The 14,392-nt window shown below is 64.2% G+C and carries 11 protein-coding genes and 1 pseudogene; 7 read left to right on the top strand and 5 right to left on the bottom strand.

The window, feature by feature from the left end; all coding sequences use genetic code 11:
- Positions 1 to 49: 49 nt before the first annotated feature.
- Both EN807_RS04995 and EN807_RS04990 read left to right on the top strand, forming a co-directional pair.
- Positions 50 to 475 (top strand): GNAT family N-acetyltransferase, encoded by a 426-nt coding sequence (locus tag EN807_RS04995; RefSeq protein ID WP_127314827.1) that lies wholly within the window; start codon positions 50 to 52, stop codon positions 473 to 475.
- Between the two features lie 157 nt (positions 476 to 632).
- Positions 633 to 1,421 (top strand): DUF72 domain-containing protein, encoded by a 789-nt coding sequence (locus EN807_RS04990; RefSeq protein ID WP_348640232.1) that lies wholly within the window; start codon positions 633 to 635, stop codon positions 1,419 to 1,421.
- Here the strand turns inward: EN807_RS04990 and EN807_RS04985 are convergent.
- The 4 genes from EN807_RS04985 to EN807_RS04970 form a co-directional block, all read right to left on the bottom strand.
- Positions 1,340 to 2,506, bottom strand: a complete 1,167-nt coding sequence (locus tag EN807_RS04985; protein ID WP_135934101.1) for an FAD-binding oxidoreductase — start codon at positions 2,504 to 2,506, stop codon at positions 1,340 to 1,342. The two genes, EN807_RS04990 and EN807_RS04985, sit on opposite strands and share 82 nt — an antisense overlap.
- Before the next feature lie 85 nt (positions 2,507 to 2,591).
- On the bottom strand, positions 2,592 to 4,175 hold the full coding sequence (locus EN807_RS04980) for an ATP-binding protein (RefSeq protein ID WP_135934100.1): 1,584 nt from the start codon (positions 4,173 to 4,175) through the stop codon (positions 2,592 to 2,594).
- On the bottom strand, positions 4,163 to 4,858 hold the full coding sequence (locus EN807_RS04975; protein ID WP_127314833.1) for a response regulator transcription factor: 696 nt from the start codon (positions 4,856 to 4,858) through the stop codon (positions 4,163 to 4,165). Before EN807_RS04975 ends, EN807_RS04980 begins: the two co-directional genes overlap by 13 nt.
- 3 nt (positions 4,859 to 4,861) lie before the next feature.
- On the bottom strand, positions 4,862 to 6,412 hold the full coding sequence (locus tag EN807_RS04970) for a DUF4173 domain-containing protein (protein WP_135934099.1): 1,551 nt from the start codon (positions 6,410 to 6,412) through the stop codon (positions 4,862 to 4,864).
- A gap of 296 nt (positions 6,413 to 6,708) precedes the next feature.
- On the opposite strand from EN807_RS04970, the pseudogene EN807_RS04960 reads away from it, so the two are divergent.
- Positions 6,709 to 7,589, top strand: a pseudogene (locus tag EN807_RS04960) (CoA ester lyase).
- A 25-nt stretch (positions 7,590 to 7,614) separates the two neighbouring features.
- A complete protein-coding gene (locus EN807_RS04955; RefSeq protein WP_135934097.1) occupies positions 7,615 to 7,821 on the top strand; it encodes a DUF1737 domain-containing protein in 207 nt (68 codons plus the stop codon).
- A gap of 160 nt (positions 7,822 to 7,981) precedes the next feature.
- Here the strand turns inward: EN807_RS04955 and EN807_RS04950 are convergent, their stop codons facing one another.
- Complete coding sequence (locus EN807_RS04950) at positions 7,982 to 8,404, bottom strand: metallopeptidase family protein (protein WP_127314839.1); 423 nt, start codon at positions 8,402 to 8,404, stop codon at positions 7,982 to 7,984.
- Positions 8,405 to 8,578: 174 nt separating this feature from the next.
- Here EN807_RS04950 and EN807_RS36375 point away from each other — a divergent pair, with 174 nt between their 5' ends.
- Genes EN807_RS36375 through EN807_RS04935 form a run of 3 tightly spaced genes read left to right on the top strand, consistent with a single transcriptional unit; the run spans position 8,579 to position 14,383 of the window.
- On the top strand, positions 8,579 to 9,598 hold the full coding sequence (locus EN807_RS36375) for a hypothetical protein (protein ID WP_135934096.1): 1,020 nt from the start codon (positions 8,579 to 8,581) through the stop codon (positions 9,596 to 9,598).
- Positions 9,540 to 11,021, top strand: a complete 1,482-nt coding sequence (locus EN807_RS04940) for a DUF6504 family protein (protein ID WP_135934095.1) — start codon at positions 9,540 to 9,542, stop codon at positions 11,019 to 11,021. The genes EN807_RS36375 and EN807_RS04940 overlap by 59 nt, the downstream gene beginning before the upstream one ends.
- On the top strand, positions 11,018 to 14,383 hold the full coding sequence (locus tag EN807_RS04935) for an error-prone DNA polymerase (RefSeq protein ID WP_135934094.1): 3,366 nt from the start codon (positions 11,018 to 11,020) through the stop codon (positions 14,381 to 14,383). Before EN807_RS04940 ends, EN807_RS04935 begins: the two co-directional genes overlap by 4 nt.
- The last annotated feature ends 9 nt before the right edge of the window (positions 14,384 to 14,392 follow it).

Raw genomic sequence — 14,392 nt, 5'->3', positions numbered from 1 at the left:
GAGCACAGACCGCTTCAAAACCGCCGCCCTATGGTGCACCTTGGCCGGCATGACAACACGTCCCAAAGTTCTCTACGCCAGCGAACCGACCCTCGACGCAGCCGAGTTCCGCCGCGTGCTGGTGGAATCCGGCCTCGGCGTCACTCGGCCTATCGATGACGACCTCCGTCTGAAGGCGATGCTTGCCAATGCCGATCTGGTGTTGACGGCGCGGCTCGATACGCCTGGCAAGCCGCTGATTGGCCTCGCCCGAGGCATCACCGACTTCTCGTGGGTGTGCTATATTTCCGAGCTCGCCGTCTGCAAATCGGCGCAAGGGCTCGGCATCGGCAAGGGCCTGCTCGACGAAGCGCGGCGGCAGCTCGGGCCATCCGTCGCCATGTCACTGATTTCCGTGCCCGACGCCGTCGGCTTCTACGAACGGATAGGCATGACGCGCATGGCGGACGCGTTCTGGTTTGGCCGCGAGCGCTGACGGACGCATTTTTCTGCCGGCGGGAGCCAGCAGCGGCCGAGCACTCGGAATAGTGCTGACAGGTGAGCGCCGGCCGCATGGTCTCGGCCTAGTACCGCTCCCTTGACCTGCGCAGCGCCCTGTCCACATCTCCGGCATGGAAAAGCATCAATGCTTCGTGGGCACGGCCGGTTGGGGCATCCCGTCGCGTTACAAGGATCTGTTCCCGAGATCCGGGGCGCATCTCGAGCGTTACTCCGGCCGTCTTGCCGGCGTCGAAATCAATTCATCCTTTTATAAGCCGCACCGCCGTGAGACCTATGAGCGTTGGACGCATTCGGTCCCGGAAGATTTCCGCTTCTGCGTGAAGATCCCCAGGACCGTGACACACAAGCATCGGCTTGCCGACTGCGAAGACCTGATCGAGGCATTCCTCGGGCAGGCCGGAGGCCTAGGCCGGAAGCTCGCTGTGCTGCTAGTGCAGTTGCCACCCAGCCTGTCCTTCGAGCCGCGTGTCACCGAGGAGTTCTTCGGTTTATTGCGAAAGCAAACCGGCTCGAAAATAGCTTGCGAACCTCGTCATGCGAGCTGGTTCGAACAGGACGCCGATGCGCTTCTGACCGGTTTCCGTGTAGCGCGTGTCGCAGCCGATCCGGCTCGCGTTCCCGCTGCAGCCACGCCATCCGGCTGGCCGGGCCTCGTCTATTTCCGCCTGCATGGCGCGCCGCGTATTTATTACTCGGACTATGACACTGACAGCCTGATCGCGATCAGGCAGCGGCTGGATGCGGCGAGTGCGGCGGGCGCTGAGGCCTGGTGCATTTTCGACAACACGGTTAAGGGCCATGCGCTCGGCAACGCCCTTGCCGTAGACGCGATGGCGCCTCAGATCACGTTCAGCTCGCGAAACGCCCGGCCTTCAGCGACACGGGTGTACCCAAACGCCGCGCAATCCACCGTGCGGTAGCCGCCATGCACGATCAGCTCGGCCAGCGCCTTGCCGACCGCCGGCGCCTGCTGCAGGCCGTGGCCGGAAAAACCGTTGGCGAAGAAGAAATTCCTGACCTGCGGATGCGGGCCGATCACCGCGTTCTGGTCGAGCGTGTTGTAGTCGTAATGGCCGGCCCAGGCGCGCGTCGGCTTGATCGCTTCGAAGGCGGGAATGCGGGTCGCCAGCACTGGCCAAATCACCTCTTCGAACAGCGGCCAGTCGGGCTCGAAATCGCCGGGATCGGCGGGGCCGTCGCCCTCTTGCGGCTCGGCGCCGCCGGTGATGTAAACCGAGCCTTCCGGCCTGACATAAATGCCGCTCGGATCGACCAGCAGCGGCATGTCGGCATATTTCTCGCGCGCCTCGAAGATGAAGACATTGCGCTTGCGCGGTTCCACCGGCAGCACCAGTCCGGCCATTGCAGAAACCTTGCCGGCATTCGGCCCGGCGGCGTTGACGACGATGCCGGCCTCGAGCCGCTCGCCATTGTCGAGGTTGACGCTGGTGACGCGGTCGCCCTGCCGCTCGATGCCGGTCACATCAGCGGTGACGAAATCGATGTTTTTCTCGCGCAGCGCCTTGCGGAAAAGCATCAGCATCGCATGCGCGTCGAACCAGCCCTCGCCGCTGCGGCCATAGGCGCCCGCGGTGATGCCTTCGGCCGATAGCCATGGGAAGCGACGCACCAACGCATCCGCATCCTCAAGGACGATGTCAGCGCCTTCGGCGATCTGCGCCTCGTGGTTCGCCTTGAGGATCGGCAGTCCGTTCTCGCCGGCGAGGATGAGATAACCGCCTTCGCGAAAGCCGATATCGGCGTCGGCTCCAAACTCTTCCGTCAGCCGCCGGAACAGTTTCAGCGTGAACTGCGACAGGCGGATGTTCTCGGGAATTGAAAACTGCTGGCGAATGGAAGCACAGGACAGCGTCGTTGCCGCATGGGCGAATTGCGGGTCGCGCTCGACCAGCGCGATCGTGCCCGAAAAGCCTTCCTCGCGCAGATAATAGGCGATCGAGGATCCGACGATGGCTCCGCCGATGATAACGACGTCGTAGCGCACTTTTTTGCGTCTCCAGTTCTAGAGCATGATCCCGAAAGTTCTAGAGCATGATCCCGAAAGCCGGTTTTCGGAATCAGGTTCCAATTCATACAGTCGGCAGGATGATCTCGAAGCGCGTGCCGCGCTCGGAGTCAACCAGCCGGATCGTGCCATCATGCGCTTTCAGGAGGGCCAGCACGATGCCGAGGCCCATGCCGGTGCCGCCTGCATCGCGGCGCGTGGTGAAGAACGGCTCGAATATCCGCCCCCGGTTGCTGGGCGAAATGCCGGCGCCGTCGTCGCTCACCAGGATCGTCGCCTTGCCGTCCGCGCTCGCCGCCGCGATCGAAACGAGCGTTGCGCCATGGCGCGCCGAATTGTCGATGAGATTGGCGAGCACGATGGCCGCGTTCTCGGCCGACATGCGCAGGCGGATATCGCCGCCTTCCTCGACACGGACCGCCAGCCTGGCCTCGGCCGGCAGCAGCGCCAGTGCGGCACTGAGCGATGTGCTTTCGCCGCTTGGCGCGAGATTTTCGGCGCGTGCCAGGTCGAGCAGACGGCGCACGAGCAGATTAAGCCGCCCGGCGTCGGTGACGATATTGTTCGAAAACCGCCGCCGCTCGGCCTCGTCCATTGCGCTACCCGAATCGCGCAGCAGTTCGGCCGCCCCCTGGATCGCCGTCAGCGGCGATTTGAGCTCGTGCGAGACATGCGTGGCGAAGGTCTGGATGCTGTCCGAGCGCGCATGCAGCTTTTCGGCCATGTCGAGGAAGGCGTCGGAAAGCGCCGCCATCTCGCGCGTGCCGTGATGATCAAGCGGCCTGATCGCTTCGCGATCGCCGGCGGCGATGCGCTTTGTCCGTTCCATCAGCGCGTAGATCGGCCGGCTGACGGTGCGCAGGAAGACCAGGCCGATAAGCAGCGTGCCGCCGAGGATGGCGATCGCCGCCAGCCCCACTTTGCCGCGCTCACCATAGAGGTGCTTGACGATGTTGTTCGGCGTTCGCGACAGATAGACCACGCCGGCGACCTTGCCGTCGACCGCGACCGGCATGGCGACGAAGATGCGGACTCTCGTGCCGCGGCTGACCGAATAGAGCGATGGTGGCGGCTCGTCGGAGATCCTCTGCCGGAGCGCGCTGGCGTAGCGGCCGGCAAGTGCTGCGCGAACCTCTGCAACAGCGCCGAGCGACAGGCCGATCTCCTCGCGCCCGGCGATGACGACGCCGTTGGGGTCGAGCAGCCGAAAGCCGGCAAGCGTGGTTTTCTGCGTCTCGGCAAGAATGCCCGACAGCCGCGCGCCGATCGCCGCGAAGGCTGGATCGACGGTGGCGGCCGTCGCCGCAGGTCGGGTCGGTAGAACCCTGTCGGAGGCAAGATCGAGGCTTGGCTCGATCGGCCGGTAGGGAGAGTCCGGGTTGTCTCTCTCGGCAGGCACGGCCGCGCCGAGCTTTTCGATGGCGATGCCGGCGTCTCGGACCTCTTGCGCATAGATGGCGGCAAGGGCCGCACCTTGCGCGATCAGCTCCGCCTCGGTCTGGCGGATCAGCTGGTTTTCGTAGAGCCGGAAGAAGAACAGGCCGACCAGCGGCAGCGCCATCACCATGATCAGGATGGCAACAACGACGGTGGCGAGGCGGGGCCGCCATTTGCTGCCAATCCATTTTTGGGTGCTCACGCGCCGCACCGGCCCAGCCGGAAGCCGACGCCGTGCACGGTCTCGATTGCGTCCGTGCAGCCGGCCGCCGCCAGCTTGGCGCGGATGTTGCGGATATGGCTGTCGACAGTGCGGTCGGCGACATGGATGTTGGCGGCATAGGCATTGGCCATCACCATGTCGCGGCCGAGCACATGTGCTGGGCGCGCCAGAAACCCTTTCAGGATCGCGAATTCGATCGAGGTCAGTACAAGCGGCCTGCCGTCGAAGCTGGCCGCGTGGCTGGCCGGCAGCAAAGCCAGTCTGCCGTGCGAGAATTGCCGGTCGTCGGTCTGTTCCGCCTTTGCCGGGCGGGCGCGCCGCAGGATGACATTGACGCGGGCGACCAGTTCGCGCGGGCTGAAAGGTTTGGTGACATAGTCGTCGCCACCCATTTCGAGCCCGAGGATGCGGTCGATTTCTTCATCACGCGCGGACAGGAACAGCACCGGCACATCCGATGTGTGCCGCAGCCGCCGGCAGACCTCCAGCCCATCCATCTCCGGCATGCCGATGTCGAGCACGACAAGATCGGGCGCGCGGCGCTCGATCGCCTGCAAGGCGGCTGCGCCGTCTGATACTGCAACCGTCTTCATCCCCGCCTTTTCGAGCGCAAAGCAGATGATTTCGCGGATATGCGGATCATCGTCGGCGACCAGGATGTGATGCGGCATGGATCAGCGGCCCGGCACGAAGGGTTCGGAGCCCTGAGGAACCACGAACGGGATATATGTGTCGAGAGTGCGAAGGAGCCGCCAGTCGCGAAAGCTCCAGGCGCGCCAGTTTTCTTGGCCGGCGCGGTAGCGGATCTCGTCCTGCCCAAGCAAACGGACGAGTTCGCGGTGGGAGGGAATGCTGGCCGCACTCGTCCTGCCCTGATGCTCGAGGAAGCGATCAAGCGCCGGCCAGGCGCTGGGACCGAGCGAACGCAGGTACCAGAAGTCGAGCTTAGTGCCTCGGCCGGTCATTTCAAAGGAGTGCTCGACATTGTAGTTGGCGATCAGCGCCGCGAAGTTGATGAAGGAGCAGGCATAGAGCGTCACCGAAAGCGTCAGAAGATTGGCGGAAAGCAGCCATTCATTGGATTTTTCGAGCGCGATGCGGGCGATGATCAGAGCAAGGCCCGCCGCCACCAGCCCCATCCAGACGAAGGCGGCGACGCGCCAGTAGGTCAGCGCATAGACGCCGATATAGAGGTCGAGCCGCAGGATCGACGAGATGACCAGAATGATGTTCTGCGCCACCCAGACATAGACCAGCCGACGGATGAGCGGATCGCCGGAGGTAGCACTTCCCGGCCGCAACGCCGCCAGGACGAAACCGGCGGCGAGCAGCGCCGTGACGATCAGGGGATAGGCGCCGCGATGCGCGTAGGCGGCATAGGTCAGCCCGTCGGGCAGCGCGATGCCGCCCCACAGATAGGTGGCGTCGAGTGCGGTCTGCACCGCGAACAGGATGTTGAAGACGACCAAGGCGCGAAGAATGGCGGCCTTGCCGAAGACGATGTCCTCGATCGCCTTGGCGGATTTTGTCGTCGTCACCCCGAGGGGGATAGGCAACTCGAGATGTGCAATGCGGCGGAAAAAGCGCGGCAGGCGCGGGCGCAGAAAGACCCAGACGCCGGCAAGCACGACCAGCCAGAACGCCAGCCGCGGCAGCTGGATGAGGTCGAGCAGTGCGTGGAGATCGATCAGCGACAGCCAGTATTCAATAACCGGATTGGCGGCGCCGAACAGCGCGAGAAACACTGCGCCCAGGGTCAGCGGCATTATCCAGACGCCGATCGCCGCAAGGCGGATAGGCCGCTGGCCAAGCCGCCACGCCGCCTTGCGCCAGCGGAAGAAATCGTGGACGAACCGGAATGGTGCCGCGAGCAGGAAGAGCGCGACCTGGCCGGCAATGCGGGCAAGCCCACGCCGCAGCCGGCCGACCAGCCAAAGCGCGAAGACGACCATCGCCGCCGGCCCGATCGCGGCGGACAGCGCACTGACATTTTCAATGAGCGGCAGCAGCCCGACAAGCAGGGCGGCGAGTCCGAGCCACAGGCCGCGGGCGCGGAGCGCCGAGGGATGGATGGCCGTGACTGCGGCGGCAAGCGTAGTGCCGAACAGGAAAAGCGTGATGCCGACGGGCTGCCCGTAGAAGAAGAAATCGGCCAGCGCGGCAAGCAGGACCGCAACGCCGAATCGCGCGCAATAGCTCGGAGCGGCCTTAAGCAACGATGTCACGATCGGATTTCTCAGCGGCTTTGATCCGACCGGCATACCGGGGCGGAGATTTGCGGATGAAGGGGAGTAGGGTCGCCGAACGGTGCGTCCGGAGTGGATCGACAAGCCACCAGCCCTCATTGCGGAGCCGGTAAGGCAGGGACCAACGGGGTTTTTCTCGCTCTTGCATACTGCCTTTTCGCCGGCCGAAATGCAGGCGGCAGGGCGGGTCCGAGGAGATTTTCGGGAGTTTTATGCAGTTTTCGTGCAGGCGAAGACCGCTTGCCTCGACCGGCCGCAGACGGCATAGATCGGACATGACGACCGAAACCTACCGCCCGCGCCGCTCAGTGCTCTACGTCCCTGCCTCGAACGACAAGGCGCTGGCCAAGATCTCACCGCTGGCCTGCGACGCCGTCATCATCGATCTCGAAGATGCGGTAGCCCCGGCCGATAAGGTTTCTGCGCGCGAAAAACTGGCCGGCATCTTCGCCAATCGCCCCGGCCGGCGCTGCGAGATGGTCGTGCGCATCAACCCGCTCTCCGGCAAATGGGGCGCCGACGATTTGCTGTCCGCGTTACGCTGCGAGCCCGACGCCATCCTGCTGCCCAAGGTCGACACGCCGCGCGACGTCCTTGAGGCCGGCGACGTCCTCGACGACAATTTCGCACCCGACGCGGTGAAACTATGGGCGATGATCGAAACGCCCAAGGCTCTGCTCAACATCGGACCGATTGCCGAGCTTGGCCGGGATCCGGCCTCGCGGCTGGTCTGTTTCGTTGCCGGAACGAACGACCTGGTCAAGGACACCGGCATTCGCGCCACGCCCGACCGGCGCTATCTCACACCGTGGCTGATGCAGATGGTGCTCGCCGCGCGCGCCGGTGGCCTCGACCTACTCGAGGGGTCTTCAATGATTTTCGCGATCTGGACGCGTTTGCGCGCGAATGCACGGAAGCCGCCGCCATGGGGTTTGACGGCAAGTCGCTGATCCACCCGGCCCAGATCGATGCCGCGAACCGGGCCTTCGCGCCATCTGCCGAAGCCGTGGCCGAGGCGCGCTTGGTGAAAGCTGCCTTCGCGCTTGCCGAAAATGCCGGCAAGGGCGTCATCGCACTGAATGGAAAAATGGTCGAGCGGCTGCATCTGGCGCAGGCCGAAAAACTGCTGGCGAAGGCGGCCGCCATCGGGGCATGATTGGCAACCCACCACAGGAATGAAAATGAAACTCTACCGCTTTCTGTCCGCTCCGGACGATTCCAGCTTCTGCCACAAGGTGACAGCGGCGCTGAACAAGGGCTGGCACCTGTTCGGCTCGCCGACCTATTCCTACGACAAACAGACCAAGAGCATGCGCTGCGGCCAGGCCGTGGTGAAGGATGTCGAGGGCCAGGAATACGGGCCCAGCACCAAGCTCAGCGATTGGTAGAGTTTGCAAAGCTCCGACGAGGGTGTGTTGAGATTCAGGTCAGGCCGCGCCGAGAATGGTGGTTTCCGAGAACCGGAGCGGAGCGTACTTTGGTACGTGAGCACCGGAAGCGCAGGGAACTGCCGTTCGCAGGCCGGCATCACCTGAATATCGGCACAGCCTACTCCGCTGCCTCTTCGATCCGCTCCATATCGTCGTCCGACAGGCCGAAATGGTGGCCGATCTCGTGGATCAGCACATGAGTGACGATATCGCCAAGCGTCTCCTCGTTCTCGGCCCAGTAGTCGAGGATGGCGCGGCGGTAGAGCGTGACGCGGTTCGGCCCCTCGCCGGTCTGCGGATTCCAGCGCTCGGCGATGCCGCGCCCCTCAAACAGGCCGAGCAGGTCGAAAGGCGTTTCCAGCGACAGATCGTCCATGATCTCGTCGGTCGGAAATTCGGCGATCTGGATGATAATCTCGCCGGTCAGCTTGCGAAATTCCTCCGGCAGATGGGCGTAAGCCTCTAAGGCCAGGAACTCCATTTCCTCCATCGACGGCGAAAGCTCGTCGTGCCAGGTACGGGTCTTGTAGATGCGGGCCATGCTTTGTCCTTCTGATCCCGGCATATAGGCTTTCGAGCCGGACTCGGCAAATGGCCGGTTTGCCGTCCCGACGCGGGCAGGAATAAATTCCCCATGACTCCGCTTGACTCTTCGGGCGCCCTCTGGAATCCTAGAGAACATAACAGGAACAATTGTGAGTGGAAGCTGACCGTCATGGCGACAAGCGCCGTGGCGCGGGAGACTGTTTTTGCCCTGCGCCGACAGATCGCGAAGATCGAGGGAACGCTGCCCGAGCGTCTGGAGGCGCCGGCCGGCGCAGCTCCCGTTGATGCGGATGTCACGCCCCGGGATCTAACAATCGTCCGCCGCGGCCTCGCCGTGGCGCCGCCCGATGCGTTTCTGCGCACCGGCGCCGAGGGTCTCGATACTGCGCTCAGCGGCGGCCTGCCGAAGGCGGCGCTGAGCGAGATCCATGGCGCCGCGACACGTGATGCCGGGGTCGTCGCCGGTTTCGCCCTGTCGCTTGTCAGCCTGATCCTCAAACAGGAGCCGCCGCGACTGCCGGTCCTGTGGATCGGCACCGCGGAGGTCTTCCGCGAGGCCGGCTTCCCCTATGCCAGAGGGCTTCATGGCCTTTTCGGCATCGAGCCGGAGCAATTGCTGTTTTCCGAGGCGCCAAGGCTCCTCGATGGGCTGTGGGTCGCCGAGGAAGCCGCCCGGATGACGGCGCTCGCCGCCGTCATCCTCGAAATCCGCGGCAGCCCGCAGCGGCTGGACCTCACCGCGACGCGGCGGCTGCACGCCCGGGCACAGAGCGCCGGCCGGCCGGTGTTCCTGCTGCGCCAGGCCGGCGAGGCCGAACCGACGGCGGCATCCGTCCGCCTCGTCCTGTCGGCTGCGCCGTCGGCACCACGCCAGACGTTCGCCGGGCCGCTCGCCGGCTCGATCGGCCGCCCCGCCTTCACCGTCAGCATCGGCAAGAGCCGCACGGGCTTGCCGGGACAATTCACACTGGAGTGGAACCCCGATGAACGCAATTTCGAGGAAAGAAGGGCCGGGGAAGAACGGGCAGCGAATCCTGTCCCTGTGGTTTCCGCACCTCGCCGCGGAAAGGATCCTGCGGCAGCGTCTGGGGCGGTCCTGGCGTTCGCGGCCGTCGGATCACCTGCCCCTGGTGATCAGCCATCGCCAGGGGAACGCGCAGCGCATCGCCGCCCTCGACGAGCGGGCTGAGGCGCTTCATCTGAAGCGCGGCATGGGCATAGCCGACGCGCGCACCATGCACCCATCGATCGACGTAGTGGAAGCCGATCCCGAGGCCGACCGCCGCCTGCTCGAAAGCCTCGCCGACTGGTGCGACCGCTACACTCCGCTGGTGGCGATCGACGCAGCCGACGGCCTGTTTCTCGACGTCACCGGCTGCACCCACCTTTTCGGCGGCGAACGGGCGATGCTGGACGACATTCTGTCGCGCTTTTTCCATCAGGGTTTCGATGTCCGCGCCGGCCTTGCCGCCACACCTGGTGCTGCTTGGGCGGCAGCGCGGTTTGCCAATGACCGCATCGTCCCCGGTGGCGAGGAGGAAGCGCTCCTCGCACCCTTGCCGCTGGCGGCGCTGCGCATCGAGCCTGATATCCGCGCCAGCCTGGAAAGCGTCGGCCTGCGCACGGCGGGCGCCGTCATGGCAGCACCGCGCGCGCCGCTCGCCCGCCGCTTCGGCACATCGCTGCTTCTGCGCCTCGACCAGGCGCTCGGCCGCCTCGACGAGGCGGTGTCGCCGCGCCTGCCGGTCGCGCCGCTTTCGGTCGAACGCCATCTCGCAGAACCCATCATGCTGACCGACGAAATAGAGCGGCTGGTGAAAATGCTGGCGACGACGCTGAAGGTGGACCTCGAGCGCCGCGGCGAGGGCGCACGAAGGCTGGCGCTGCTGCTTTTCCGCGTCGACGGCGCCGTCAGCCGCATCACCGTCGGCACCTCGCGGCCCTTGCGCGAGCCGTTGCTGATCCAGAAATTGTTTCACGAAAGGCTTGCCGCGCTCGAACAGGACATCGATGCCGGCTATGGCTTCGATCTCGTGCGCCTCTCGGTCCTGTCGGCCGCGGCCTTCGACATGCAGCAGGCGGATCTCGCTGGCGAAACGCACGATGACGGCGCCGACATCGCCCTTTTCGCCGACCGCATCCGCGCCCGGCTCGGCGAAAGCGCGGTTTTGAAACCGGTTGCCGTCGAGAGTCATCTGCCGGAGCGCGCCGTCGCCACGCTTCCCTATGCGGAGGCGCCGCAAAGGGTCTATCCGCCGAAGAAGCCGGACAAGATACAAGACACTTCATCCACGCCTGTCTTTCAGCCGGAACGGCCGATCCGGCTGTTCCGTTCGCCCGAACCGATCGAGGTGCCGGCCACCGAAATGCCTGAGGGACCGCCGATGAACTTCCGCTGGCGGCGCGCGCTGTACCGGGTCGCGCGCGCCGAAGGGCCGGAACGCATCGCCCCGGAATGGTGGCGGGAGACGTCGGGGCCGGAAGACGCGCCGACCCGGGATTATTTCCGCATCGAGGATAGCGACGGCCGCCGTTACTGGCTCTACCGCCAGGGTCTCTACGGCGCCTCTCAAGTCCCGCCGCGCTGGTTCATGCATGGGGTCTTCGCATGAACGCGCTGACGGTCGTTCCCTATGCCGAATTCGGCATTCAGTCGAATTTCTCGTTCCTGCGCGGCGCCTCGAAACCGGAGGAACTGGTGGTCGCGGCAAAGTTCCTCGGATTTTCGTCGATCGGGCTTGCCGACCGCAACACGGTGGCCGGTGTCGTGCGCGCTTGGCAGCAGGCCAAGGTGGAAGGTCTTTCCTATCATCCCGGCTGCCGCCTGGTTTTTTGCGATGGCACGCCCGACGTTCTCGCCTATCCGCAGGACCGCAAGGGCTGGGGCCATCTGTGCCGCATGCTGACGCAAGCCAATATGCGCGACGATAGCGAAAAGGGCGCACCGCTTCTCTATCGCGACGACTTTTTTGAATGGGGCGATCTCATGTCTCTGGCGATCCTGCCGGATCTGTCGACGCCGGCGGAGGATGATCTCAAGCTGGTTAGCCAGCTCAAAGACCGCTTCGGCAAGAATCTGCGGCTTGCCGTTTCCCCGGATTATCGCGGCAACGACCGCTACCGTATCGAGCAGGCAGCTGCCATGGCTGAGGCATCAGGCCTTCCGCTGATGGCGACCAACGACGTTCTTTACCATACGTCCGAACGGCGCCGGTTGCAGGATGTGCTGACGGCGATCCGCCTCAACATACCTGTTGCCGAAGCGGGGCTGGAACTTGCGGCCAATGCCGAGCGCCATTTGAAGCCGCCAATGGAGATGGCGCGGCTGTTCCGGCGGCATCCGCAAGCACTGGCGGAAACGCTGCGCTTTGCTGGCGAATTGAGCTTCTCTCTCAGTGACCTCCAATACAATTATCCCGATGAACCGACGGAATCGGGCCTCGGGCCACAGGCCGAACTGGAAAGGCTGGCTCGAGAGGGAGCCGCGATACGCTACCCCTCAGGCGTTCCCGCCGATGTGACTAGGCGGATCCGGGAAGAGCTCGCTTTGATCGAGCGCCTGAACTATGCGCGCTATTTCCTGACTGTCTACGATATCGTCAAATTCGCCCGCAGCCAGGGCATACTCTGCCAGGGGCGTGGCTCCGCGGCTAACTCGGTGGTCTGCTATTGCATCGGCATCACCGAAGTGGGACCCGAGCGGATCGACTCGCTTTTCGAGCGTTTCATTTCCGAGGAAAGAAACGAGCCGCCCGACATCGATGTCGATTTCGAGCATGAAAAGCGCGAAGAGGTCATCCAGTACATCTACGAGAAATACAGTGCCAAGCGCACTGCGCTTGCCGCAGCCGTCGTCAGCTACCGGGGCCGCTCGGCGATGCGCGAAGTGGCCAAGGCGATGGGCCTGTCGGACGATGTCAGGAGCGCGTTGTCCAGCTCGATCTGGGGTTGGTCGACCTCGGAGCTCGGCGAAAAGGAGACCAGGGCCGGCGGCCTCGACCAGACCGACCAATCGACAAGGCATGTGATCGAATGCGCCAATGAGATCATGGGCTTTCCCCGTCATCTGTCGCAGCATGTCGGTGGCTTCGTCATCACCAGGGACCGGCTCGACGAGATCGTGCCCATCATCAAGACGGCGATGGACGAACGCAAGATGGTCGAGTGGGACAAGGACGATCTCGACGCGGTGAAAATCCTTAAAGTGGACGTGTTGGCGCTCGGCATGCTGACCTGCCTGCAGCGCGCCTTCACCCTGCTTAGGGATTATTATCCTGAGGCGCGGGATGGCTATGGGCAACCCTATGTGCTGGCCACCCTCCCTGCCGAGGACAAACATGTCTACGACATGATCTGCCGCGCCGACACGATCGGCGTCTTCCAGATCGAATCCCGCGCCCAGATGTCGATGCTGCCGCGCCTCAGGCCGAAAACATTCTATGACCTGGTCATCGAGGTGGCGATCGTGCGACCAGGCCCGATCCAGGGTGACATGGTCCACCCCTATCTGCGCCGCCGGCAGGGCAAGGAAAAGCCCGAATATCCCAAGCCGGAACTGGAAGAAATACTCGGCAGGACACTGGGCGTTCCGCTGTTCCAGGAACAGGCGATGAAGATCGCCATCGTCGCCGGGGGCTTCAGGCCAGGCGAGGCCGATGAACTGCGCCGCGCCATGGCCACCTTCAAGCGCACCGGCACGATCGGCAATTATCGCAAGCGGATGGTCGATGGCATGGTTTTGCGGGGTTACGAAAAGGACTTCGCCGAGCGTTGCTTCAAGCAGATCGAGGGTTTTGGCGAATACGGCTTTCCCGAAAGCCATGCCGCCTCCTTCGCCCTGCTGGTCTATGCCTCCTGCTGGTTCAAGACATTTTATCCAGACGTGTTCTGCGCCGCGATCCTGAATTCCCAGCCGATGGGATTTTATCAGCCGGCTCAGCTTGTCCGCGACGCGCGCGACCATGGCGTCGAAATCCGCGAGGTCGACGTCAATTTTTCCGGTTGGGACTGCGCATTGGAGGACGCACCCTTCGACCCGGCCCGCATCCTCGGCCGCCATGCCGAAATGCGCGGTGTCATCCGGACCAATCATGCCGTCCGGTTGGGTTTTCGCCAGGTCAAGGGCCTGTCAAAGGAGCGCATGGAGGTGTTTGTCGCCAGACGCGGCGACGGCTACGAATCCGTTCGCGATGTCTGGCTTCGCTCAGGCCTCTACGTCGATGAGATCGAGAAGCTGGCGCAAGCCGACGCTTTCCGTTCGCTCGTCCTCGACCGCCGCGACGCCCTGTGGGCGGTCCGCGCGCTCGACGGCAAGAGTGCCGCCGAGACCCTGCCGCTGTTCGACCAGCCGGCGATCCGCTTGCGCGATCTTGAGCCCGCGACCAGGCTGCCGACAATGCCGCTCGGCGAGCATGTCATCCACGACTATCGTTCGCTCGGCCTGTCGCTGAAGGCGCACCCGCTTGCCTTTCTGCGTCAGCGGCTGGACCATTCCGGCGTCACGCCCAATGCGCGCCTCGGCCAGGTTCGGGACGGCAAGCGGGTTTCGGTCGCCGGCCTTGTCCTGGTGCGGCAGCGGCCGGGTAACGCCAAAGCGATTTTCCTGACGCTGGAAGACGAGCAGGCGGTGGCCAACGTCATTTTCTGGGAAAGAACCTTCAACCGCTACCGGCCCATTGTCATGGGCGCGCGGTTAATCCGTGTCACCGGCAAACTGCAGTCGGAATCGGACGTTATCCATATCGTTGCCGAGAAGGTCGAGGATCTGACGCCGTGGCTGTCCGTGCTTTTGGAGGAGGCCGGCACCGGCCAGCCTGTCAATGAGCCTTCGGCCAGTGGGCGCATGGAGAATGACAACCGCGAAGAGGGCGTTGCAGACGCACATGCCCCACAAGCCGCGCCGGTCCAGCGGGATCTCGCGGCGCTGTCGGGAAAGGCGGAGAAGGTCATGCCAAAGGGGCGCAATTTTCAATAGGCCTTACAC

Origin of the sequence: Mesorhizobium sp. M5C.F.Ca.ET.164.01.1.1 (genome assembly GCF_004792125.1) — a bacterium.
In the GTDB taxonomy this organism is placed as follows: domain Bacteria; phylum Pseudomonadota; class Alphaproteobacteria; order Rhizobiales; family Rhizobiaceae; genus Mesorhizobium; species Mesorhizobium wenxiniae.
Note: the sequence above shows the minus strand (reverse complement) of the source record. Positions and strands in the feature narration are given on the sequence as shown.